The organism is Pseudorhodobacter sp. (assembly GCF_034675685.1).
In the GTDB taxonomy this organism is placed as follows: domain Bacteria; phylum Pseudomonadota; class Alphaproteobacteria; order Rhodobacterales; family Rhodobacteraceae; genus Pseudorhodobacter.
This window is the reverse complement of the sequence record NZ_JAUCDA010000008.1, coordinates 40,160-63,870: the sequence shown is the minus strand read 5'-3', so window position 1 is coordinate 63,870 and position 23,711 is coordinate 40,160. Positions and strand designations below refer to the sequence as shown.

Annotated in this window: 23 protein-coding genes and 1 pseudogene; 16 read left to right on the top strand and 8 right to left on the bottom strand. The window is 60.4% G+C overall.

What is annotated here, in order from left to right:
- The first annotated feature begins 5 nt into the window (after positions 1-5).
- From hydA to VDP61_RS07500, 9 genes are all read left to right on the top strand, one after another.
- Entirely contained in the window at positions 6-1,457 is a 1,452-nt protein-coding gene (gene hydA / locus VDP61_RS07540) for a dihydropyrimidinase (protein WP_323006327.1), read from the top strand.
- Between the two features lie 77 nt (positions 1,458-1,534).
- Positions 1,535-2,317, top strand: coding sequence for an ABC transporter ATP-binding protein (locus VDP61_RS07535; protein ID WP_323006407.1), 783 nt, complete (start codon positions 1,535-1,537; stop codon positions 2,315-2,317).
- Positions 2,318-2,436: 119 nt separating this feature from the next.
- Positions 2,437-3,330, top strand: a complete 894-nt coding sequence (locus VDP61_RS07530; protein ID WP_323006326.1) for an ABC transporter permease — start codon at positions 2,437-2,439, stop codon at positions 3,328-3,330.
- A gap of 269 nt (positions 3,331-3,599) precedes the next feature.
- Positions 3,600-4,400, top strand: a complete 801-nt coding sequence (locus VDP61_RS07525) for an ABC transporter permease (protein WP_323006406.1) — start codon at positions 3,600-3,602, stop codon at positions 4,398-4,400.
- 20 nt (positions 4,401-4,420) lie between these two features.
- The gene (locus VDP61_RS07520; protein WP_323006325.1) at positions 4,421-5,404 is read left to right on the top strand and encodes an ABC transporter substrate-binding protein; all 984 of its coding nucleotides are present in this window, start codon (positions 4,421-4,423) and stop codon (positions 5,402-5,404) included.
- 163 nt (positions 5,405-5,567) lie between these two features.
- A complete protein-coding gene (locus VDP61_RS07515) occupies positions 5,568-6,875 on the top strand; it encodes a short-chain fatty acyl-CoA regulator family protein (protein WP_323006324.1) in 1,308 nt (435 codons plus the stop codon).
- A gap of 72 nt (positions 6,876-6,947) precedes the next feature.
- A complete protein-coding gene (locus tag VDP61_RS07510; RefSeq protein WP_323006323.1) occupies positions 6,948-7,346 on the top strand; it encodes a response regulator transcription factor in 399 nt (132 codons plus the stop codon).
- Positions 7,343-7,621, top strand: a complete 279-nt coding sequence (locus tag VDP61_RS07505; protein ID WP_323006322.1) for a hypothetical protein — start codon at positions 7,343-7,345, stop codon at positions 7,619-7,621. The genes VDP61_RS07510 and VDP61_RS07505 overlap by 4 nt, the downstream gene beginning before the upstream one ends.
- 1 nt (position 7,622) lies before the next feature.
- Positions 7,623-10,313: an ATP-binding protein gene (locus VDP61_RS07500; protein ID WP_323006321.1), complete on the top strand. Its 2,691-nt coding sequence runs from the start codon at positions 7,623-7,625 to the stop codon at positions 10,311-10,313.
- Between the two features lie 139 nt (positions 10,314-10,452).
- Here VDP61_RS07500 and VDP61_RS07495 read toward each other — a convergent pair whose 3' ends face one another.
- Positions 10,453-10,905, bottom strand: a complete 453-nt coding sequence (locus VDP61_RS07495; protein WP_323006320.1) for a hypothetical protein — start codon at positions 10,903-10,905, stop codon at positions 10,453-10,455.
- Between the two features lie 147 nt (positions 10,906-11,052).
- Here VDP61_RS07495 and VDP61_RS07490 point away from each other — a divergent pair, with 147 nt between their 5' ends.
- Positions 11,053-11,484: a SufE family protein gene (locus tag VDP61_RS07490; protein ID WP_323006319.1), complete on the top strand. Its 432-nt coding sequence runs from the start codon at positions 11,053-11,055 to the stop codon at positions 11,482-11,484.
- Positions 11,485-11,497: 13 nt separating this feature from the next.
- Here the strand turns inward: VDP61_RS07490 and VDP61_RS07485 are convergent, their stop codons facing one another.
- From VDP61_RS07485 to VDP61_RS07455, 7 genes are all read right to left on the bottom strand, one after another.
- A complete protein-coding gene (locus VDP61_RS07485; protein WP_323006318.1) occupies positions 11,498-13,294 on the bottom strand; it encodes an aminopeptidase P family protein in 1,797 nt (598 codons plus the stop codon).
- Positions 13,294-15,168 carry a cobaltochelatase subunit CobT gene (cobT, locus tag VDP61_RS07480; RefSeq protein WP_323006317.1) on the bottom strand — a complete coding sequence of 625 codons (1,875 nt, stop codon included), beginning with the start codon at positions 15,166-15,168 and terminating at the stop codon, positions 13,294-13,296. Before cobT ends, VDP61_RS07485 begins: the two co-directional genes overlap by 1 nt.
- Before the next feature lie 67 nt (positions 15,169-15,235).
- Positions 15,236-16,210, bottom strand: a complete 975-nt coding sequence (gene cobS / locus VDP61_RS07475) for a cobaltochelatase subunit CobS (RefSeq protein WP_323006316.1) — start codon at positions 16,208-16,210, stop codon at positions 15,236-15,238.
- A 146-nt stretch (positions 16,211-16,356) separates the two neighbouring features.
- Positions 16,357-17,445 carry a molybdenum ABC transporter ATP-binding protein gene (gene modC / locus VDP61_RS07470; protein WP_323006315.1) on the bottom strand — a complete coding sequence of 363 codons (1,089 nt, stop codon included), beginning with the start codon at positions 17,443-17,445 and terminating at the stop codon, positions 16,357-16,359.
- Complete coding sequence (modB, locus tag VDP61_RS07465) at positions 17,445-18,125, bottom strand: molybdate ABC transporter permease subunit (RefSeq protein WP_323006314.1); 681 nt, start codon at positions 18,123-18,125, stop codon at positions 17,445-17,447. Before modB ends, modC begins: the two co-directional genes overlap by 1 nt.
- Positions 18,122-18,841 carry a molybdate ABC transporter substrate-binding protein gene (gene modA / locus VDP61_RS07460; RefSeq protein ID WP_323006313.1) on the bottom strand — a complete coding sequence of 240 codons (720 nt, stop codon included), beginning with the start codon at positions 18,839-18,841 and terminating at the stop codon, positions 18,122-18,124. The genes modB and modA overlap by 4 nt, the downstream gene beginning before the upstream one ends.
- Before the next feature lie 67 nt (positions 18,842-18,908).
- On the bottom strand, positions 18,909-19,268 hold the full coding sequence (locus VDP61_RS07455; RefSeq protein ID WP_323006312.1) for a winged helix-turn-helix domain-containing protein: 360 nt from the start codon (positions 19,266-19,268) through the stop codon (positions 18,909-18,911).
- 111 nt (positions 19,269-19,379) lie between these two features.
- On the opposite strand from VDP61_RS07455, the gene tgt reads away from it, so the two are divergent.
- From tgt to VDP61_RS07425, 6 genes and pseudogenes are all read left to right on the top strand, one after another.
- Positions 19,380-20,510: a tRNA guanosine(34) transglycosylase Tgt gene (tgt, locus tag VDP61_RS07450; RefSeq protein ID WP_323006311.1), complete on the top strand. Its 1,131-nt coding sequence runs from the start codon at positions 19,380-19,382 to the stop codon at positions 20,508-20,510.
- Between the two features lie 74 nt (positions 20,511-20,584).
- The gene (gene ccmA / locus VDP61_RS07445; protein ID WP_323006310.1) at positions 20,585-21,223 is read left to right on the top strand and encodes a heme ABC exporter ATP-binding protein CcmA; all 639 of its coding nucleotides are present in this window, start codon (positions 20,585-20,587) and stop codon (positions 21,221-21,223) included.
- Positions 21,220-21,877 (top strand): annotated as a pseudogene (gene ccmB, locus VDP61_RS07440) (heme exporter protein CcmB). The gene ccmA and the pseudogene ccmB overlap by 4 nt, the downstream one beginning before the upstream one ends.
- A 52-nt stretch (positions 21,878-21,929) precedes the next feature.
- Positions 21,930-22,658, top strand: coding sequence for a heme ABC transporter permease (locus VDP61_RS07435; RefSeq protein ID WP_323006309.1), 729 nt, complete (start codon positions 21,930-21,932; stop codon positions 22,656-22,658).
- Positions 22,655-22,861: a heme exporter protein CcmD gene (gene ccmD / locus VDP61_RS07430; protein WP_323006308.1), complete on the top strand. Its 207-nt coding sequence runs from the start codon at positions 22,655-22,657 to the stop codon at positions 22,859-22,861. The genes VDP61_RS07435 and ccmD overlap by 4 nt, the downstream gene beginning before the upstream one ends.
- Positions 22,854-23,381 carry a DsbE family thiol:disulfide interchange protein gene (locus VDP61_RS07425; protein WP_323006307.1) on the top strand — a complete coding sequence of 176 codons (528 nt, stop codon included), beginning with the start codon at positions 22,854-22,856 and terminating at the stop codon, positions 23,379-23,381. Before ccmD ends, VDP61_RS07425 begins: the two co-directional genes overlap by 8 nt.
- Positions 23,382-23,711 lie beyond the last annotated feature (330 nt).

The following is a 23,711-nucleotide window of genomic DNA, read 5'->3' as shown; positions in this document are numbered from 1 at the left end:
CGAGCATGACAACAGTGATCAAGAATGGCACGATTGTAACCCATGACCTGACCTATAAGGCGGATGTCTTGATTGAGGGCGGCAAGATTGTGGCGATCGGGCCGGGGCTTTCGGGCGATACCGTGCTGGATGCGACCGGGTGTTATGTGATGCCCGGTGGAATTGACCCGCATACGCATTTGGAAATGCCGTTCATGGGCACCTATTCGTCGGATGATTTCGAATCCGGCACGCGGGCGGCGCTGGCGGGTGGCACGACAATGGTGATTGATTTCGCCTTGCCTGCACCGGGGCAGGGTTTGCTGGATGCGCTGGATATGTGGCACAACAAATCGGGCCGGGCCAATTGCGATTATTCCTACCACATGGCGATTACATGGTGGGGCGAAAAGGTTTTTGACGATATGGCAAAGGTGGTCGACAAGGGCATCACCAGCTTCAAGCATTTTCTCGCCTACAAGGGCGCGTTGATGGTCAATGATGATGAACTGTATTCCAGCTTTCAGCGGGTGCGCGATCTGGGCGCGATTGCGATGGTGCATGCGGAAAACGGCGATGTGGTGGCGGAACTTTCGGCGCGATTGCTGGCCGAGGGCAACACCGGGCCCGAGGCACATGCCTATTCACGCCCGCCACAGGTTGAAGGCGAGGCGACCAACCGCGCGATCATGATTGCCGATATGGCGGGCGCGCCGCTTTATGTGGTGCATACCAGCTGTGAAGACAGCCACGAGGCCATTCGCCGCGCGCGCCAAGCGGGTAAGCGGGTCTGGGGAGAGCCCTTGATCCAGCATTTGACGCTGGATGAAAGCGAGTATTTCAACCCCGACTGGGATCACGCCGCCCGGCGTGTCATGTCGCCGCCGTTCCGCAACAAGGCGCATCAAGATAGCCTGTGGGCGGGCTTGGCCTCGGGGTCGTTGAGCGTGGTGGCGACCGACCATTGCGCCTTTACGACCGAACAGAAGCGCTTTGGTCTTGGCGATTTTACCAAGATCCCGAATGGCACCGGGGGGCTGGAGGACCGCCTGCCGATGCTTTGGACAAACGGGGTCAACACGGGCCGCCTTACGATGAATGAGTTTGTGGCGGTCACCTCAACCAATGTTGCCAAGATATTCGGGATGTATCCGAAAAAAGGCGCGGTTGCTGTGGGGTCAGATGCCGATCTGGTGGTGTGGGACCCGGCCAAGGAAAAGGTGATCGGCGCGGCCAGTCAGCAATCTGCGATTGATTACAATGTGTTCGAGGGCAAAGCTGTAAAGGGCCTGCCGCGTTTCACCCTTAGCCGTGGCCATGTCGCGGTGCATGATGGTGAAATTCGCACTCAGGAAGGGCATGGCGCGTTTGTCGCACGAGAGCCGAATGGCGCGGTGAACCGGGCGCTTTCAACCTGGAAAGACCTGACCGCGCCGCGGCCTGTGCAACGCTCGGGCATCCCGGCAAGCGGTGTCTGAGGCAGCAGTGCTTGATGAAAGAAAGCGGGTCCAGCCAGGGCTTGATGGTCGACGACAAGAAAAGAGAAGAGCGATTTATGCCGGATACGGTGATTGAGGCCAAAGGGGTTGGCCTGACTTTTCAGACCAATGACGGGCCGGTGCATGCGCTGTCAGGCGTGGATTTGCTGGTGAAAAAGGGCGAGTTTGTCTCATTCATCGGGCCTTCGGGCTGTGGCAAGACCACGTTTTTGCGCTGCATGGCGGCGTTGGAGGCGCCAACCGAAGGCAGCCTGACCGTGAACGGCATGAGTGCCGAAGAGGCGCGCAAGGCGCGGGCTTACGGCTATGTGTTTCAGGCCGCGGGGCTGTATCCGTGGCGCACGATTGGCGGCAATATCCGGCTGCCGCTGGAGATCATGGGGTTTTCCAAGGCCGAGCAGGCCGAGCGGGTTGCGCGTGTGTTGGAGCTGGTGGATCTGAAGGGCTTTGGCAAGAAGTTTCCCTGGCAGCTTTCGGGCGGGATGCAGCAGCGTGCAAGCATCGCGCGGGCGCTGGCCTTTGACGCCGATATCTTGCTGATGGATGAGCCGTTCGGGGCGCTGGATGAGATTGTGCGCGACCATCTGAACGAGCAACTGTTGTTGCTGTGGGCGCGGACGCAAAAGACGATCTGTTTCGTGACCCACTCGATCCCCGAGGCGGTGTATCTGAGCACCAAAATCGTGGTGATGAGCCCGCGACCGGGGCGGATTGCCGATGTGATCGAAAGCCCGTTGCCGAGAGAGCGCCCGTTGGAAATTCGCGATTCGGCGGCGTTTATTGAACTCTCGCACCGGGTGCGCGATGGGTTGCGGGCAGGGCATTCGGATGAGGTTTGATTTTTCTGGAACGGTGGCGGGGGACATTGTTTCCCCCTTGCCCTTGAGGGCAATTCCCCCCTTGAGGATATTTTTGCCGAAAAGAAAGCAGGGGCCGGTTTGATTTTGGGGGCAGTGCGATGAAGTCTGTCGGGCCGGTTTTGGTGGTTGTGGGCGTTATTCTGGCGCTTTGGTACGCGGCTGCGGTTTTGATGAATGCGCAATGGGAGCGGGACCAGGCGGCGCGGGCCGGGGCAGAGATTGGCTGGGCCGAGATTGTGCCGCGGACCCTGGCGCAAGAGCGGCCTGTGTTGCCTGCGCCACATCAGGTGGCGGCGGAGTTGTGGACGCTGACTTGGGGCGAGGAGGTGAATGGGCGCAAGGGGATAATGCGGTCGGGCAGCCTGTCAAACCGGGGGTTGGTGCTGCATGCGTGGGTGACGTTTTCGGCAACGATGCTGGGATTTGTGATCGGGTCGGGGTTTGGAATTTTGCTGGCGGTGGGGATTGTCCATAATCGGGCGATGGACCGGTCTGTCATGCCCTGGGCGATTGCCAGCCAGACCATTCCGATTGTGGCGATTGCGCCGATGATCATCGTTGTTCTGAACTCGGTTGGCGTGTCGGGCCTGTTGCCCAAGGCGCTGATCGCTGCGTATTTGAGCTTTTTTCCGGTTGTGGTTGGGATGGTCAAAGGCTTGCGCAGCCCGGATGGGATGCAGTTGGACCTGCTGCGAACCTATAATGCAAGTGCTGCGCAGGGTTTGTGGAAGCTGCGGTTTCCGGCCTCGGCCCCCTATTTGTTTGCCAGTCTCAAGGTGGGGATTGCCGCGTCCTTGGTGGGGACCATAGTGGCAGAACTGCCTTTGGGGGGGGCGGGGCTTGGGACGCGGTTGCTGGCGGGGTCGTATTATGGCCAGACCATTCAGATTTGGGCGACGCTGATTGTGGCGGCCTTGTTGGCGGCCTGCATGGTTGGCGTGATCGGGGTGTTGCAGCGCGCCACCTTGCGGCGGATGGGGTTTGCGCAATGAACGGGGTGGCAAAAAAACTGCGGATGGTGATTGCGTTGGTCGCTGTATGTGCGGCAGCGCTTGCCGCGCTGGAGCATGACGTGTTGCGGGCGGCGGGGCTGTTTGTACTGGTGCTGTTCGTGGCGCTGGCCGGGTGGCCGGTGCTGGGGGCCATATATCTGGGAATTGCGGCGGCTTTGGCGCGGGCCCTGCTGGCGGTTGAAAGTTTCGATACCGCGCAATGGCTGGTGGTGGTTGTGGTCTGGCTGTTGGCCTGGACCGGGGTTGCCCTGCTGGCCGAGGCGCGGCCGCGCAGCCGGTCGATTGCGCGGGCCGTCAACCTTGCCATCCCTTTGGTGTTCGGCGCGACTTTGCTGTGGCTTTGGGAGGTTATGGTGCTGGGAACCGGGGTTTCGCCCGTCATTCTGCCACCGCCAAGCGCGATTGCGACGCGATTTTTCGGAAGTTTGGAGGTGCTTTGGGGCGATTTCTTGCAAACCTTCGTCAAGGGCGCGCTGACGGGCTATTTGATCGGCTGTAGTGCGGCGGTTTTGACCGCGATAGCGGTAGATCGGTCTGAGTTTTTGCAGCGTGGTTTGCTGCCGGTGGGCAATTTCGTCGCCGCTTTGCCGATTGTTGGCATCGCGCCGATTTTGGTGATGTGGTTCGGCTTTGACTGGCACTCCAAGGCGGCGGTGGTCGTGGTGATGGTATTTTTCCCGATGCTGGTGAACACGGTTGAAGGGCTGCGGGCCAGCGACAAGATGCAGCGCGACCTGATGGCGACCTATTCGGCAAGCTATACACAAAACCTGTTCAAACTGCGCTTGCCTGCGGCGATGCCTTTCATCTTCAATGGGTTGAAGATTGCAACCACGCTGGCGATGATCGGGGCGATTGTGGCCGAGTTTTTCGGCAGCCCGACGCAGGGCATGGGCTTTCGGATTTCGACCGAGGTCGGGCGGCTTGGGCTTGACATGGTTTGGTCCGAAATTGCGGTGGCGGCGATGGCGGGATCGGCGTTTTATGGTGTCGTTGCCATGATAGAAAAAGGGGTGACGTTTTGGCACCCTTCACAGAGAGGCCGTTGAGGTCCAACAGGGAGAGTAAAATGAAAAGACTGGTAACAGGTTCAATTGCGGCGATGCTTTTGGGTAGCGCTGCCTATGCGGCAGATGATGTGACCTTGCAGTTGAAATGGGTCACGCAGGCGCAGTTTGGCGGTTATTATGTGGCGCTGGAAAAAGGGTTTTATGAGGAAGAGGGGCTGAACGTCACCATCAAGCCGGGCGGGCCGGATGTGGCCCCGGTTCAGGTGCTGATGGGCGGCGGCGCGGATGTGATGGTTGATTGGATGCCTTCGGCACTGGCCGCGCGCGAACAGGGCGCGCCGGTGGTGAATATTGCGCAGCCGTTCAAATCCTCGGGCATGATGCTGACCTGTCTGAAGGAAAGCGGCGTCACGAGCCCCGATGATTTCAAGGGCAAGACCCTGGGGGTTTGGTTTTATGGCAACGAATACCCGTTCCTGAGCTGGATGAGCACCTTGGGTATTCCGACCACAGGCGGCGCGGATGGGGTTGAGGTGCTGAAGCAGGGTTTCAACGTCGATCCGCTGTTGCAAAAGCAGGCGGCCTGTATTTCGACCATGACCTATAATGAATATTGGCAGGTGATTGACGCAGGGATTGCGGCGGATGATCTGGTGACATTCAAATATGAAGATCAGGGCGTGGCGACGCTGGAAGACGGGCTTTATGTGCTGGAGGCCAATCTGGCAGACCCGGCGTTTGAGGATAAGATGGTGCGTTTCGTGCGGGCAAGCATGAAAGGTTGGAAATATGCCGAGGAAAATACGGACGAAGCCGCGATGATCGTTCTGGATAATGACGAGACGGGCGCGCAAACCGAAAGCCACCAAAAGCGAATGATGGCCGAAGTGGCAAAGCTGACCGCAGGGTCAAACGGGGCTTTGAACATCGCTGATTATGACCGCACGGTTGCGACCTTGCTTGGTGGCGGCTCTGACCCGGTTATTTCAAAGGCCCCCGAGGGCGCTTATACCACGGCGATCAGCGACAAGGCGCTGAAGTAAGCTGTCTCTGGGATGCGGTGCTGGGGGTGTGCCTGTCAAAGGCGCACCCCTTTTCAGTGCGGCAGGGGCGCAAGGCGTAAAATCGGCCCGAAGCGGCGTGTTTGCCGCGTTTGTAAACCCGTGTCGGTGGTGTAAACTGTGATTTACACAAATGGGGTTGGCTATGTCGTTGACGGCGTTGACAGGAAGCCGCGTGCGCGAGCGACGCCTTGCGGCGGGAATTGCACAGGCGGATTTGGCGCGGGCTGTGGGCATATCGGCCTCATACCTGAACCTGATCGAGCATAACCGTCGGCGGATCAGTGATGCGATTTTGGGCAGGCTTGCGACCGGGCTGGGGGTGGAACCGGCGCTTTTGGCCGAGGGCGCCGAAGGCGGGGCGGCGCAGGATATGCGGGCGGCGGCGTTGCTGGGCCTTGGTTCCAAACCCGAGCTGGACCGGATTGACGAGCTGTTGGGGCGGTTTCCGGGCTGGGCCGATTTGTTGGCCGAACAATACCGCCGCATCGGACATCTGGAGCGGATGGTCGCGGCGTTGAATGACCGCATCAGCCATGATCCGCATTTGTCGCTGGCGCTGCATGAGGTGCTTTCGGCGGTCAGTTCTGTGCGCTCTACCGCAGCGATCTTGGCCGAGACCGAGGATATCGAACCCGAATGGCGCGCGCGGTTTCATGGCAATCTGCACGCGGATAGTGAGCGTCTGGCCGTTGGGGCCGAGGCCTTGGTTGCCTATCTGGATGGATCAGAGCAGGCGGCAGATACTGGTGCCACCGCGCCACAAGAAGAGCTGGAGTCCTGGCTTGCCGAAAACCATTGGCATTTCGATGCGTTGGAGCTGGGCGGTGGCGGGCCGCAGGCATTGGCGGCTGACATCGCCGCGCTTGCCTCGGCTGCGGCCCGCTCGCTTGCCCAAGATTGGGTGGAGCAGGCGGCGCAAGATGCAAAGCGCCTGCCATTGGCCGCGTTCGAGGCCGCCCTGGCCCAGGATGCGCAGGGCGACCCGTTGCGGTTGGCCCGGCGGTTTGGCTGCGATGTGTTGGCGGTATTTCGCAGGCTTGCGTTTCGCAAGGGTGCGACGGACGGCCTGGTGATGTGCGACGGTTCGGGCGCGTTGCTTGTGTGCAAGCGCGTTGAGGGGTTTTCGGTGCCGCGCCATGGCGCGGCTTGCCCGCTCTGGCCGCTTTATTCTGCGCTGTCGCGGCCTTCGCAGCCGGTTGCGGCTTTGGTTGAAATGCCGGGAATGGTGCCGCAGCAGTTTTTCCTGCGGGCCTTTTGTGCCGCAACCTATCCGCAAGGGATTGCCGGGCCAGAGCTGCGGACCGGGGCAATGTTGATCAGCAAGCGCGGCCCTGCTGCGGGTGGCTCGGAGGCCGGGGCGGCACTGCCAGTCGGCAGCACCTGCCGGATTTGTCCGCGGGCGGGCTGTATCGCGCGCCGAGAGCCGTCGATCATCCCGCAAACAGCGTAATCGGTTTTGACAGCCGGGTCGGAACCCGCAATAGTCAAAAGATGCACGGTCAGGGGAGGCCAGCGAAAGCCTATGGGGCGACATGTCTTGCTTATTGAAGATGAGCCGAATATCGCAGAGGCGATCCGCTTTATTTTGAACCGGGATGGCTGGCAGGTCAGCACGCATGCCAATGGGGCGGATGCGGTGGCGCAAGTGAACCGCCTGCGACCCGATGTCTTGATTTTGGATGTGATGCTGCCGGGGCAAAGCGGCTATGATATTCTTGGCCAATTGCGGCAGTTGCCAGAATGTGCGGCGTTGCCTGTCTTGATGCTGACGGCCAAAAGCCAGGGCCGTGATCGTGATGCCGCCCAGCAGTTCGGGGCGGATATGTTCATAACCAAACCTTTTTCAAATGCCGATATTCTGGCGGCAGTCCGGAGCCTGGCACAGGGCGAAAGCGGTGATGCGGGCAAGGTGGCAGAATGAAAAGGCCCTTGTTCTTGCCGCCGCAGGGCTATCGTCAGCGCCGGTTGCGGGATGTGGCACGGTTGCTGCCGGTCATGGCGTTGTTTTTGATCTTTCTGCCGATGCTATGGGGCGAAGAAACCAGTGACCTGCGACAGACGGGAAGCGATGGCATTTATCTGTTTCTGGTTTGGCTGTTCCTGATCGTGGCTGCGGCCATCATTGCGCGCCGGCTGTCGGATGAGGCCGATGCCGTCAAACCCGCCCCGCCGCCCCCCGTCAAAGGCCCGCGCTGAGATGCCGTTTAACCTGCTTGTCATTGCGGCGCTGTCATATGTGATCTTTCTGTTTTCCGTTGCCTTTGTGGTGGAACGGCGGGCGGCGCTGGGGGCTGCGGGCTGGTTGCGCTCGCCCGTGGTGTATACGTTGTCGCTGTCGGTTTATTGCACGGCCTGGACGTTTTACGGCGCGGTGGGCTATGCGGCGCGGTCAGGGCTGGAATATCTGACGATTTACCTTGGCCCGACGATTGTTTTTGTCGGCTGGTGGTGGGTGCTGCGCAAGCTGGTGCGGATCGGGCGACAGCATCATGTCACCTCGATCGCGGATCTGATTTCAAGCCGCTATGGCAAATCAAACCTGCTGGGGGTGATTGTCACGGTGATGTGCGTGACCGCAGCAACCCCTTATATTGCACTGCAACTGCAATCGGTTACGCTGTCGTTCGGGGTGTTTGCCAGTGCCACGGCAGATGGGTGGGCCAAGCCCGACGGCGATGCCACCTCCGTTTGGGTGACGGCTGGTCTGGCGGTGTTCACCATTTTGTTCGGCACCCGAAACCTTGATGCGAATGAGCAGCACACCGGCGTCGTGACCGCGATTGCGGTAGAGGCGGTGGTAAAGCTGGTGGCCCTGGTGGCGGTTGGCGCCTTTGTCGTTTGGGGCATTGCCGATGGGCCGCGCGATATTCTGGCGCGGATTGATGCCAGTGATCTGGCCGAATGGCATATGAAACCCTCGCGCTGGAGCGGGCTTATTTTTCTGTCGGCGGCGGCGGTGATCTGTTTGCCGCGTATGTTTCAGGTTCTGGTCGTGGAAAACAGCGATGAGCGCCATTTGGCGACCGCAAGCTGGGCCTTTCCACTTTACGTCATGCTGATGAGCCTGTTCGTGGTGCCAATCGCGGTGGTCGGGCTGGAACTGATGCCAGAGGGCTCGAACCCGGATCTGTTTGTGCTGACCGTACCGCTAAGTCAGGGGCAGGGCGGCTTGGCGATGCTGGCTTTTCTTGGCGGATTTTCCAGTGCGACTTCGATGGTGATTGTGGCAGCGATTGCCTTGGCGACGATGATGTCAAACCATATCGTGATGCCGTTCTGGCTGTCCTTGCGTGCGGGCAAGGCGGTTCCGGGGGATGTACGGCGCCTGGTGCTGCTGTCGCGGCGCTTGTCCATCGTGGCGATATTGGCGTTGGGGTATTTTTATTATCGCGGCTCGGGCGGCTCGGCGGCCCTGGCCTCTATCGGGTTGATCTCTTTTGTCGGGGTGGCGCAGATATTGCCCGCGATGATGGGGGGCATATTCTGGCGCGGGGCCACGCGCACGGGGGCGATTTTGGGCCTGTGCATTGGCTTTGCCATTTGGGCCTATGCGCTGTTTTTGCCATCTTTCGGAACGGATGGGGTGCTGTCAGCGCAGGTGCTGGCACATGGCCCGTTTGGTATCGGCTGGCTGCGCCCGCAAGCCCTGTTTGGCGTGACGGGCATTGACCCGCTGATCCATGCGCTGTTCTGGTCGATTGCGCTGAATACGCTGGTCTTTTGTGCGGGGTCGCTGTTGACGTTCCCCAACCCGGTTGAACGCGTGCAGGCGGCCGCCTTTATCAACGCGTTCGAGTCGGAGCCGGGCAACGCGCAAGGCTGGTCGGCGCAGGGGGCGGCCGGGGCCGAAGACCTGCTGGTGATGGCCCAGCGGATATTGGGCGATGATGAGGCCCTGGCCTTTTTTGAGACGCAGGCGGCGGCACAGGGCAAAAGCGGTTACCTGCCCGACCCGACCGCCGGATTTGTCGAGCAACTGGAGCGCAGGCTTGCCGGCTCGGTTGGGGCTGCGACGGCACATGCGATGATTGCCCAGATTGCGGGGCGCGCGGCCGTCTCGGTCGAGGACCTGATGGCGGTTGCCAATGAGGCGGCGCAAATCATGGAATATTCGGCAAAACTGGAAGAACAGCAGGATACCTTGACCCGAACGGCCAGACAGCTGCGGGATGCCAATGACAAACTGACCCAGCTTTCGGTACAAAAAGACGCGTTTCTAAGCCAGATCAGCCATGAATTGCGCACGCCGATGACCTCGATTTGGGCATTTTCCGAAATTCTGACCGAGGGCGATTTGCCGGGTGAACTGGTAACGAAATACGGCAAGATTATTCATGATGAAACCAAACGTCTGACCCGGCTTTTGGATGATTTGTTGGACCTGAGCGTTTTGGAAAGCGGTACGGTGCAGTTGAACCTGGATCTGAGCAATCTGCGCGGGATGATTGACCGGGCGATGGGAGCGGCAAGCCATACCCGCCCCGAGCGCCGTTTTGTGATTTACCGGGATTTGCCTGCCGAAGACATTTTTCTAAGAACCGATAGTGACCGTTTGACGCAGGTTTTCATAAACCTGATTTCCAACTCACGGAAATACTGCAATGCCGAAAACCCCGAGCTGCGGATATCTGTGCGGCGCAAGGGCGGGCGCGTGACGGTGGATTTCATCGACAACGGCAGCGGTATTCCAAAGGATAAACAAGCGCTGATATTCGAGAAGTTCTCGCGCCTCACGGATCAGACCAAGGCTGGCGGGGCCGGGCTTGGGCTTGCAATCTGCCGCGAGGTGATGGCCAATCTTGGTGGCACCATCACTTACTTGCCGGGGCAGTGGGGCGCTGCGTTTCGCGTAAGCCTGCCGTTGCGCCTGGAAGACAGGCCGAAATAACAGCGCAGGAATTTTGCCCGAGCGCCCGCATTTTCGCCAAGAACCCGCAGCCAGGGAAACGATGGTCGCGTTTCGCCTTTGGCTTGCAACAAGATGTATCACATAACGCGTTGAAATCTTTGCTGTCAGACGAAACGCCTTATCGGCGGCTGGTTCGGGCGTTGCTGGCACCTTGCACGGTGATCTGGCGGATTGTGTCAAGTTTCACATTCGACAAATAGGCGCCCACGGTGATTTCACGCGATTGCTGGGTTGAGACGGGGTTCTGTGCAAGCGGCGGAAAAACGCGGAAATCATAGATGATGGTGCCATCTTCAACCGGGCGCGCCACAAGCTCTGCCTCCCAATAGCCTTGGGTCGGGGGCAGCCCGGTTGCGCGCACAATCACGCCGCCTGGCATTTTCTCCAGTTTCATATCAACGACCTGTGCCACCAGCAAACGGCCATCCGCAGGTTTTTCGCCGGCTGGCGTCACCATGGTTTCTTCGGACCCGCCGAACCAGTTGAATGGGTTCAGGCGCGACTTGCCGATACTGGAACAGCCCCCAAGGGCCAATGTTGCGCAAAGGGCTGCGATCAGCGGTGTGTTCATTGCTGTTTTTCCCGTTCAACTCTGTCTCTTGGGTAGCCCATAGCGGAGCATTTGAAAAGCACTTGCTGCGATGAAATTCAGGCATAAGCTGGACCTTGGCCACCAAAGCCGTTACCCCTAGCCCAACTTGTAACCGGAGCAGACGCCATGGCCAGCGCCGCCTTTGAAGAAATTGCCGAAACTTTTGAATTTCTGGACGATTGGGAAGATCGCTATCGACATGTGATCGCCCTGGGCAAGGAAATGCCACCGCTTGAGGCCGCGTTCAAAGTGCCGGCGTTGAAGGTTGACGGCTGCGCCAGTCAGGTCTGGTTGCGCCCGATGATTGCGGGGCAGGGTGCGGAAGCCGTCTTTGATTTTGCCGGTGAAAGTGATGCGATGATTGTACGCGGGTTGATCGCGGTGCTACACGCGCTTTACAGCGGGGTGACGGTGGCGCAGGTGATGGCGATTGATGCCCCGGCAGAGCTTGGCCGGCTGGGGCTGGATGCGCATCTGTCTTCGCAGCGCTCAAACGGGGTGCGCGCCATGGTCGAGCGTATTCGAGACACGGCGGCGGCCGAAATGGCGCGCGGCTGACTGATTTTTGCGGCTAAACTGGCGCGGTCGCCTGGGCCAGCCATGCCCGCGCGGCCTGTGACAGCCGGTCAGCAAGTTTCGCCGCCACCGCTGCGTGATAGCTATTCAGCCAGGCACGCTCGCCGGGGGCAAGCAGGGCCAGGTCAATCAACCGCCGATCGAGGGGGACAAAGGTCAGGGTTTCAAAGCAAAGCTGATCGCGGTCATCGGCCAGTTTGGCGGCCGGGGTAACGACGATCAGGTTTTCCAAGCGGATACCAAAGGCCCCCTCGCGGTAATAGCCCGGTTCATTTGACAAGATCATCCCCGGTTGCAAAGGCACTTCGGACAGTTTGCTGATCCGTTGCGGGCCTTCGTGAACCGACAAGAACGCGCCAACCCCGTGCCCCGTGCCATGGTCGAAATCCATCCCGGCAAGCCAGAGCGGATAGCGCGCCAGCGGGTCCAGATCACGCCCCGCAAGGCCGCGCGGCCAGCGGGCGCGGGAAATTGCAATCATCCCTTGCAACACGCGCGTATAGGCCGCCGCGGCGCCCTCGGGCACGGGCCCTATTGCCATGGTGCGGGTGATGTCGGTGGTGCCATCTACATATTGCGCGCCGCTATCCACCAGCAACAACTCACCCGGCGTTATTGCGCGGTTGCTGGCCTCGGTCACACGGTAATGCATGATTGCGCCATGCGCACCGGCGCCGCAAATGGTGTCAAAGCTGATGTCATGCAATTGGTTGGTGGCACGCCGAAACAATTCGAGCGCTGTCACCACGTCAATTTCCGTCAGCCCGCCCTTCGGGGCCTCGGCATCCAGCCAGCACAGAAATTCGACCATGGCCGCGCCGTCACGCAGATGCGCCGCACGCGTCGCCGCAATCTCGGCCTCGGTTTTGCAGGCTTTGGGCAGGCGGCAAAGGTCGTCTCCCCAAGCCACCTCTACCCCCGCGTCTGCCAGTTCCAGCGATACCGCAAGCGGGGCGGTGGACCGATCAACCCGCACCGGGCCTTGCAAGATGTGCAGCGCAGGAACAAAGGCACCCGAGGGGCGGATTTTCACCTGCGGGCCAAGGTGGGCACGGGTGGCATCATCAAATTTTTCCGGCTCGGCAAAAAGGGTTACACGGGCATCGTCATAAAGAATGGCAAAACCGTGCAAGATCGGGTTGCGGGGCACATCCGCACCCCGGATGTTCAACAGCCAGCAAAGCGAATCCGGCAGGGTAATGACCATCGCCGGCTGCTGGGCTTTGCGCAATTCGGCAGCCAAGGCATCGCGCTTTTCCGCGCTGGTCTTGCCCGCAAGGGCATCCGCCTGGACAAAGGCCTTTCCCATAGGGGATTCTGGTTGATCAAGCCAGATCGTATCAATGAAATTCTTTTTAGGAGAAAGGGTTACGGGCGTTCCTTCAAGTGCCTTTTCAATTGCCGCGATCTCATCGGCGGTGTGAAGCCATGGGTCAAAGCCAATGTTGCCCTGTGCCAGATGTTCGGCAATCCAAGGGCCGGGCTTGGTATCGGGCCAGGCTATGGGCGTGAAATGCGCCAGATCGACCTGGCTTTTTACCTGCGTGCGGTAGCGGCCATCCACGAACACGCCCGCCTTGTCTGGCAAGACGATGCAAAACCCGGCTGATCCGGTAAAGCCGGTCAGCCATTGCAATCGCTCATCGCGCGGCGCGACATATTCGCCTTGGTGGGCATCGGCGCGGGGAATGACAAAGCCAGCCAAGCCTTCGGCAGCCAAAACGCGGCGCAACTGTGCAAGCCGGGCAGGGCCCTGGGCGGGGGTAGCGGTGGCGGTGAAACTTTGAAACATCAGCCGACCTTTCGCATGCCCAACACACGCGCACGCTTGCGCGGATCGGTGTCGAAAAGGCCTGCCAGTTGCTCGGTCATTGCCCCCGCCAATTGTTCAACATCGGTGATGGTGACAGCGCGGTTGTAATAGCGCGTCACATCATGGCCGATGCCAATGGCGATCAGTTCCACCGCCTTTTTGCGTTCCACCATTGCGATCACGTCGCGCAGGTGTTTTTCCAGATAATTCGCGGGGTTAACGGATAAGGTTAAGTCGTCAACCGGCGCGCCATCGGAAATGACCATCAGGATCTTGCGCGCCTCGGGGCGCGCCATCATCCGCCTGTGCGCCCATTCCAGCGCCTCGCCGTCGATGTTTTCCTTCAGCAGACCCTCTTTCATCATCAGGCCAAGATTTGGCCGCGCGCGCCGCCAGGGCGCATCGGCAGATTTATAGATGATATGGCGCAGATCATTCAGGCGGCCGGGTTGCTGCACCCGGCCAGAGGTCAGCCAGCGTTCCCGGCTTTGCCCACCTTTCCACGCGCGGGTGGTAAAGCCCAGGATTTCCACTTTCACGCTGCACCGCTCCAGCGTGCGCGCCAAAACATCAGCACAGATCGCGGCAATGGAAATCGGACGGCCCCGCATAGAGCCGGAGTTATCCAAGAGCAGCGTCACGCAGGTATCACGAAACTCGGTGTCTTTTTCTTGCTTGAAGGACAGCGGTGTCGTGGGGTTTGCGACCACACGGGCAAGGCGGCCAGCGTCAAGCGTGCCTTCCTCAAGGTCAAACAGCCAGCTTCGGTTTTGCTGGGCCTGCAGGCGGCGTTGCAGCTTGTTCGCCAAACGACTGACCGCACCCTTCAACGGTTCAAGCTGCTGGTCAAGATAGGCGCGCAGGCGTTCGAGTTCGACCGTTTCGGCCAGATCTTCGGCGCGAATTTCCTCATCGTAATCAGTGGTATAGACGGCATAGTTCGGATCGGCATCGGAATGCGGCGCGGGGGGCGGTGGCTCCATCGGGGCCTCGCCTTCGGGCATTTCCGCCTCTTCGCCCTGCTCCATATCCGACATGTCGTCTTCGGACACCTGGGCTTGGGACGCGTCTTGCTGTTCTTCCTGACTTTGCTCGGGTGCTGCGTCAGAGTTTTCATCCTCGCTATCGTCTTCGCCGGTGCTGTCTTGCTGTTCCTGATCTTGCTGGGCGTCATCGCCCGAGTCTTCATCCTCTTCCTGGGTATCGGGGTCGTCGCCCAGTTGGTCGCCATAGCCGAGGTCGGCAATCACCTTGCGCGCAAGGCGGGCAAAGGCGGCTTGATCGGTCAGCACATGGTCGAGGTTTTGCAGGGTCTTGGATGCGCTATCTTCAATAAACCCGCGCCAAAGGTTCATCACGTTATCCGCGCCTTTGGGCAGGTCGCGCCCGGTGGCCAGATGGCGCACAAGATAGCCTGCGGCCACGGGCAAGGGCGCATCGGCGGCCTGGGTAATCTCGGCGTAGCCTTTGCGCGCGGCTTCATGCGCGATCTTGGCGTCGATATTGCCCGCGGTGCCGGGCATGGCGCGCGCGCCCACGGCCTCACAGCGCGCGGTTTCCATCGCGTCATAAATGTCGCGGGCGAGGGTGCCGGTGGGGGCGTATTTCGTCGCCGTCGCCTCATTGTGGAACTTGCGGCGCAGCGCGAAAGCATCGGCGGTGCCGCGGGCCAAAAGCACCTCATCGCGGGTCATGCGGCGGCTGACCTGCGGCAGGCGCACGCCTTCCTTGGTCATGCCCGACGGGTCCACCGAATAGGTGACGGTCATTTCCGGGTCATTGGCCATGACCTTGGTCGCCTCGGCCAAGGCTTTTTTGAACGGATCGGCGGGGTTATCGGTGGGTTTGGTCATTTCTTCTGCCCCTGTAGGGCGGGTTTACCCCGCCATTCCGGTGACGGCCGGGTAAACCCGCCCTACGTTATCGCATCGCCATACTGGCCGCTGATTCCGGCAGTTCCTCGGCAAAGCAGCGCTGGTAGAATTCGGCCACGGTCTGGCGTTCCAATTCATCGCATTTGTTCAGGAATGTCAGGCGGAAGGCGTAGCCGATGTTCTTGAAAATACGGGCGTTTTCGGCCCATGTGATCACGGTGCGCGGTGACATCACGGTCGAAAGATCGCCGTTCATAAACGCCGTGCGGGTCAGGTCAGCAACCGAAACCATCTGGGAAATATCCTTGCGGCCTTTTTCGGTGTTGTAATGCGGGTTCTTGGCCAGCACGATTGCGGCCTCGGCATCATGCGACAGGTAGTTCAGCGTGGCGACCAGCGACCAGCGGTCCATCTGGGCCTGGTTGATCTGTTGGGTGCCGTGATAAAGGCCGGTGGTATCGCCAAGGCCCACGGTGTTGGCGGTGGCAAACAGGCGGAAGGACGGGTGCGGGGTGATGATTTCGTTCTGGTCCAGCAGCGTCAGCTTGCCGTCATGTTCCAGCACGCGCTGGATGACGAACATCACATCGGCGCGGCCAGCATCATATTCGTCAAACACAATCGCCACCGGGTTGCGCAGCGCCCAGGGCAGGATGCCTTCGTGAAACTCGGTGACCTGTTTGCCATCGCGCAGCTTGATCGCGTCTTTGCCGATCAGGTCGATCCGGCTGATATGGCTGTCAAGGTTCACGCGCACGGTGGGCCAGTTAAGCCGCGCGCCGACCTGTTCGATATGCGTTGATTTGCCGGTGCCGTGATAGCCCTGGATCATCACGCGGCGATTATAGCCAAAACCTGCGAGAATTGCCAAAGTCGTATCAGGATCAAATTTATAGGTCGGGTCGATCACGGGCACGCGGTCGGTGGCCTCGGCAAAGCCTTTGATCTTCATATCGGTGTCGATCCCGAAAACCTCACGCACAGAGATTTCTTCGGTGGGTTTCATCATCGCATCAACCATAGGTTTGCCCATTTCCTTACGTGTACCGGATGGCCTGCTTGATTGAGAGGTCCGGTGTGTTTGTGTCATCCGAGTGATGGAACATAACGCTACAGGGTGCAAGGGAAAGGCGCTAAAGATTTGTATCGGCCACAAGTGGGGGACGGCTATTTTGGCAATACGGTCCCGATATTGGCACGCGCGACGGCGACCGATTTCAGAATGGCAAAGCAATCAGTGCCGGGTGCAAGGCCCAGATCACTGGCCGAACGGCGGGTGATACGGGCAAGGATGTGGCCTTGCCCGAGGCGAAGCTGGACCAAAGCGCCGGGGCCGCTGCCGGTGCGCAGGTCGGTGACGGTGGCGGGCAGGATGTTGAGCGCGGATAGGCCCGTGGGGCGGCTGCGCGACAAAATCACATCCTGCGCCAGGATACGGACGCGGATGCGGCTGCCCAGCGCGGCCTCTATGCGTGGCAGCAGCAGGGGGCCTGCCGAAGTGGCAAGCTGGCTTAACCCGTCTTCGTGCTGGTGGGTCAGCGTGGTCTCGATCACCGCGCCCGCTTCGCGCAGGCCAAGTGCGGGGGCAATGCCGGGGTCTGACAACAGTACCTCGACCGGGCCGTGATGGGTGATGCGGCCCGCGTCGATCAGCATCAGATGGGTGGCAAGGCGCGCGACCTCGGCCATATTATGGCTGACGTAAAGGATGGGTGTGCCGATCTGGTCGCGCAACCGTTCAAGATAGGGCAGAATTTCAGCCTTTCGCGCCTCGTCCAGCGCTGCAAGCGGTTCATCCATCAACAACATTCGCGGCCGTGTCAGCAGGGCGCGACCAATGGCGGCGCGCGATGCCTCGCCGCCCGAAAGGCTGGTGGGCTGGCGGGCCAGCAAGGGCCCAAGGTCAAGCGCTGCGATGATATCGGCCATGCCGGGGCCGGGCAGGCCATGGGCGCGCCTATCGGCGTAAGACAGGTTTTGTGCCACCGTCAGATGCGGAAAAAGCCGTGTATCTTGAAATACATAGCCAAGCCCGCGTTTGTGGGCGGGGGTGAAATGGCGGCCGTCTTGCCAGACATAATCTTGCCAGGCCACACGGCCCTTTGCGCTGGGTTCCAGCCCTGCAATGACGCGCAACAGCGTCGATTTGCCAGAGCCAGAGCGCCCAAACAGTGCCGTCAGCCCGGTTATTGGCAGGGCGTGGCGTACCGACAGATCAAAGCCGCGAAAGGCCAGCGTGACATCAAGTGACAGCATCAGCCCAGCCCCGCGCTGCGAAACTGACGGTTCACACTGTAAACCAGCAGCAAGGTCACAAAGGAAAACACCAGCAAAATTGCCGCCAGCACATGGGCATCGGCGTAATTTATGGTTTCTACATGCTCATATATCGCGATGGAAATCACCTTGGTTTTGCCCGGAATATTGCCGCCTACCATCAACACAACGCCAAACTCGCCCAAAGTATGGGTGAAACTCAGAACGATCGCGGTCAGAAAGCCGCGCTTTGCCATCGGGACTGCCACGGTGAAAAACCGATCCAGCGGCGAGGCGCGCAGCATGGCGGCGGCCTCTAGCGGTGCGCGGCCAACCGCCTCAAACGCCGATTGCAAGGGCTGCACCATGAAGGGCAGCGAATAAAGCATCGAGGCGATGACCAGGCCAATGAAGGAAAAGGTCAGGGTTTCGCCCGTGACCCGCACCCAAAACCCGCCAAAGCTGGAATTCGGGCTGAACAGGATCAACAGGTAAAACCCCAGAACGGTGGGGGGCAGGACCAGGGGCAGGGCGGTCAGCGCCTCGACCATGGGTTTAAGGCGAGAGCGTGTTCGCGCCAGCCACCATGCCAAAGGCGCGCCAAACCCCAGCAGCAAGGCTGTGGTGATCGCGGCCAATTGCAAGGTCAGCCAAAGCGGGCCAAGATCGGGCAGCGTCATGGCAGGCCATAGCCGAATTTGGCAATCACCGCGCGCCCCGCGTCCGAGGCGAGATAGCCAAGAAAGCCCAGGGCGGCCTTGTTGGTGCTGCCATGTTTCAAAACAATCGCATCTTGCTGAATCGGGGGGTACAGCTCGGTTGAGACATCCCAGATATAGCCTGTGGCATCAGCCGCCAAAGCCGATTTTGCGATGAATCCCGCCTCGGCGGCGCCCGATTGCACCAAAGCAAAGGTTTGGCCGATGTTTTGCCCCATGACGATCTTATCGGCGATAGCGTCAAAAAGCCCCATTTTGATCAGCGCGGCTTTTGCGGCGACACCGTAAGGGGCCAGATCGGGGTTGGCGATGGCGATATGGCGCGTGGCTTCGTCTTGCAACACAAGGGCTGGGGTAGTGCCCGCAGCGCCGGGGGCCCAAAGGGTCAGCACGCCAAACGCATAGGGGGTTGCGGTGCCATGGCCTTCGGCTTGCAGCTTGGCCGGGGTTGCCGCATCGGCGGATAGCAACAGATCAAAGGGCGCGCCCTGGGAAATCTGCGCGTAAAGCTTGCCGGTGGAACCGACGGTCACCTGCACCTCATGCCCGGTTTCCCGCTGGAAACCTTCGGCCAATTCCTGGGCTGCGGTGGCAAAATTGGCAGCGACCGCCGCAAGCGCAACCTCGGCATGGGCAGGGGTGGCAAGCAACAAGAGCGCAAGGGCTGGACGGTACACGGGCATTTCCTTTGGTTTCGATATGTTCGGGTGGATATATCGACAATCTCAGAGCTTTCCGCAAGCGTTATTTCCGGGTGGGAATAGCGCAGGCAAGCTGTTGCAGGGCGGCGATTTCCGCTGCGCCCGCCTCGGCCAGGGTCATTTCCAGCTTGCGGTAATGCGCCAGCACAGCCAGGCCTTCTGCGGTCAGTTTTGCCCCGCCACCGGCTGCGCCGCCCCGGCTGCTATCGACCAGAGGGGCAGAAAAGCCGGCGTTCAGCGCCTCGACCAATGTCCATGCGCGCCGATAGCTCATGCCCATTTGGCGCCCCGCAGCGGAAATGGAGCCATGCGCCGCAATCGCCTCCAGCAAATCAGCGCGCCCCGGCCCGAACATGGAGCCGGGCCCGAAGTGAAGGCGCAAACGAAGGCGGGGTTCTGTCATGGTCGGGCCTCATGCAGGGGTTGGCCCAACATTGGCGCAATTGGTCGGCGTTGCAAGGCTTGGCTTTTGCTGCGCGGCGCTGCAAAAGGGGGGCGGTAAAAGGGGCAGCGCATGACACAACGGTTCAGCTTTGACATTCAGGCCCGCGATGGGCGCGCGCGCCAAGGGGTGATTTCAACCCCGCGGGGGGCGATCCGCACGCCTGCGTTCATGCCCGTCGGGACCGCCGCCACAGTAAAGGCGATGCTGCCGGAATCGGTGCGCGCCACCGGGGCCGATATTTTGCTGGGCAACACCTATCATCTGATGTTGCGGCCTACGGCAGAACGGATTGCGGCGCTTGGCGGGCTGCACAGGTTCATGAACTGGGACCGGCCCATTTTGACGGATTCGGGCGGGTTTCAGGTGATGAGCCTGGCATCCCTGCGCAAGTTGACCGAGGAAGGCGTGCGCTTTTCCAGCCATATTGACGGCTCCAAACATATGCTTAGCCCCGAGCGCAGTATGGAGATTCAAAAGCTGCTCGGTTCGGACATCGTGATGTGTTTTGACGAATGCCCGGCGCTGCCTGCGACAGAGGCCGAGGTGGCGAAATCCATGGCCTTGTCGATGCGTTGGGCGCAGCGGTCACGCGATGCCTTTGGCGACCGGCCGGGGCACGCGCTGTTCGGGATTCAGCAAGGCGGGGTGACACAGCACTTGCGCGCCGAAAGTGCCGAGGCGTTGCGGGCCATTGAATTTGATGGCTATGCCGTTGGCGGCTTGGCGGTGGGCGAAGGGCAAGAGGCGATGTTTGGCGTGCTGGATTATGCGCCGGGGATGCTGCCCGAAGACAAGCCGCGCTATCTGATGGGGGTAGGCAAGCCCGATGATATCGTCGGCGCGGTAGAGCGCGGCATTGACATGATGGATTGCGTTTTGCCGTCGCGGTCGGGCCGCACCGGGCAGGGCTGGACGCGTCACGGCCAGGTGAACCTGCGCAACGCGCGGCACAAGGACGACCCGCGCCCGTTGGATGAGGCCTGCGAATGCCCCGCCTGCCGTCAGTATTCCCGCGCCTATCTGCACCATGTGATCAAGGCGGACGAAATCATCGGCTCGATGCTGCTGACATGGCATAACTTGCGCTATTATCAAGACCTTATGGCGGGTTTGCGGGGCGCGATTGCCACAGGCAGGCTGGCCGGTTTTATCGCCGATTTCCACGCGGGCCGGGCCGCTGGCGATATTGATCCGCTGTGAGGGGGGCGGCTTGGAAAGGCTGTGACAGCCTGCACCCTTTTCGTGGGCGCGCGCTTGGGGTAGGGCTGTAGCCAATGGAATTGCACGTCGATCAGCTTGCCGTTGCCCGTGGGGGTATAACCGTGTTGGAGGGGGTGAGTTTTGCCTTGTCTGCGGGCCGGGGCCTTGTGCTGCGTGGGCCGAATGGCATTGGCAAGACCACGCTTTTGCGCACGGTGGCAGGTTTGCAGCCTGCTGTTGCGGGCGCTGTGTCGGTCGGAGGCGAGGCGATTGCCTATGCCGCCCATGCCGACGGGTTGAAAGCCACGCTGACCGTGACCGAGAATCTGGCCTTTTGGGCTGCGGTTTACGGCACCGCAACGGTTGAGGAGGCGGTGCTGCGCATGAATCTTGCCGAATTGCGTGACCGCCAGGCCGCTAATCTTTCGGCGGGGCAAAAGCGGCGCCTGGGGCTGGCGCGTTTGCTGGTAACGGGGCGGCCGATCTGGGTGCTGGATGAGCCGACAGTCTCGCTTGATACGGCCTCGGTGGCCCTGTTCGGTGATGTGGTGCGCGGGCATCTGGCGGGCGGCGGTTCGGTGCTGATTGCCACCCATATCGACCTTGGGCTGGAAGCCGAGGTGCTGGAACTGGGCCCCTTCAAGGCGCGTGCGCCGGGTGAGGGCGGAACCGGCGGGGCCTTTGACGCAGTTTTCGGCGGGGATTTCGCATGATTGCGCTGCTGATCCGGGATATGCGGCTGGCGATGCGGGCGGGGGGGGGGCTTTGGCCTTGGGCTGGCATTTTTCTTGCTGGTGGCGGTGTTGGTGCCGTTGGGCGTGGGGCCAAACAGCACGGTTTTGGCCCTGATTGCGCCGGGAATCCTGTGGGTTGGGGCGTTGCTGGCGTGCTTGTTAAGCTTGGACCGGCTGTTTGCGCTGGATTTTGAAGATGGCTCGCTTGACCTGTTGGTCACCGCGCCGATCCCGCTGGAAGGCGTGGTTGCGATCAAGGCGCTGGCACATTGGACGGTGACCGGCCTGCCGCTGACGCTGGTCGCCCCGGTCCTGGGCGTGTTGTTGAACCTCCCCGCAAGCGGATATGTCTGGCTGGTCGTGTCCTTGGCCGTTGGCACGCCGGCGCTGTCGGTCATCGGGGCTTTTGGTGCCGCGCTGACGGTCGGCTTGAAGCGCGGTGGGTTGCTGTTGTCTTTGCTGGTGCTGCCGCTTTATGTGCCGACGCTGATTTTCGGGGCCGAAGTCGTGAAACGCGGGGCCGAGGGCATGGCCACGGGTACGCCGCTGGCACTGCTTACGGCTATTACGGCGGGGGCTGCGGCATTGTTGCCTTTCGCCTCGGCTGCGGCAATCCGTATCAATCTAAGGTGAGTAAACTGTGTTACAGCTTGCCGCCACAACAAGGAAAGTCTAGCTAATCGCCATGTCATTTTGGGAATACGCAAATCCGCAAAAATTCATGCAACTGTCACGCCGGGTCTTGCCGGTGGTGACGGTGGCCTCGGTGTTGTGCCTTGTGACCGGCCTGGCCTGGGGGTTTTTCGGCACACCGGATGACTATAAGCAAGGGTCAACCGTCAAGATCATTTACCTGCATGTGCCCGCCGCGATGATGGCGATCAATGCCTGGGTGATGATGTTGGTGGCCTCCTTGGTCTGGCTTATCCGGCGGCATCACGTCTCGGCGCTGGCGGCCAAGGCGGCGGCACCGATCGGGCTGACCTTTACGCTGATTGCCTTGGCAACGGGCGCGCTTTGGGGCCAGCCGATGTGGGGGACGTGGTGGGCCTGGGACCCGCGGCTGACCAGCTTTTTGATCCTCGCGCTGTTTTATCTGGGCTATATCGCCTTGTGGCAGGCGGTTGATAACCCCGATACGGCGGCCGACCTGACCGGGGTTTTATGCATTGTCGGGTCGGTTTTTGCCCTGCTTTCGCGCTATGCGGTCAACTTCTGGAACCAGGGGCTGCATCAGGGCGCGTCGCTGTCGCTGGACAAGAAAGAAAATGTGGCGGATGTATTCTGGTTTCCGTTGCTGGTGTGTATAGCGGGTTTTGTGCTGCTGTTTCTATGCTTGGTCCTGCTGCGCACACGCACAGAAATTCGGGCGCGACGCTTGGGCGCGCTGCTTGCACGGGAGCGGATGGGATGACGGGAAACCCGATGAATGTTTTCTTGGCCTATGCGGGCGATGTTTTTGGCCTTGGAAAATATGCAGGTGCGGTGTTGGGGTCTTATGCGGTCTCAATCGCATTGATTGTGATTTTGGTTGGCTGGAGCCTGTGGCGCAGCGCAAAGGTGCGCCGTGCCCTGGCCGAAGTCGAAGCGCGGGCGGGAGGCAGAAAACATGGCTAAGGTGTTGATGTTTTTGCCACCCGTGCTGTTTGCGGGGTTGGCCGCGTTGTTTATCGTTGGGATGAACCGCGAAGACCCCGATAACCTGCCATCTGCCTTTACGGGCAAGCTGGCCCCGGCGGTGACAGTTCTTGAGTTGAATGATTACCCCTTGTTCACGGATGCGGATTTGCGGGCGCCTGGCGTGAAACTGGTGAATTTCTGGGCAAGCTGGTGCGCACCCTGTCGCGCCGAGCATCCGATGCTGGAAAAACTTGCTGCAGAAGGTGTTGTGATCTACGGCGTGAATTACAAAGACCGGGTGGCAGATGCGACGGGCTTTTTGACCCAAATGGGCAACCCCTATACCGCGATTGGCGCGGATGAACGCACCATGTCCATTGATTGGGGCATTACAGGCGTCCCGGAAACCTTTGTGATAAACGGGGATGGGCGGATCATCCTGCGGTTTTCGGGCCCGATTTCGGCTGCAGAGTTGGAGCGCAGCATTCGACCCGCGATTGCCGAAGCATCACAGTAAAAACGATTTTTCGACGAAAAATCAGGGGGGCTGTCGGCCCCCCATGGCGGTTTGCATAGGCAAACCGCCGCCCCCCCGAGGATATTTTTTACCGAACAGAAAGCGATGCCTTCACGCAGATGCCTGGACGTGACGACATAGCGCATTTCGGAAAAAGAAACCTGAATCGCCAATACCCTGCCGCGCTACCCGTGCTTGGGTCATTGGGGAACAAGGATGTATCCTAAACGCGCTAGAGCAGCGTTTGCATGGCCAAGATCATGGCAAGGCCAAAGAGGGCTGGCCCCCAGGGCAGTGGTGCTGCAGTCGCGTGGCGGGGTTTGCAATGCA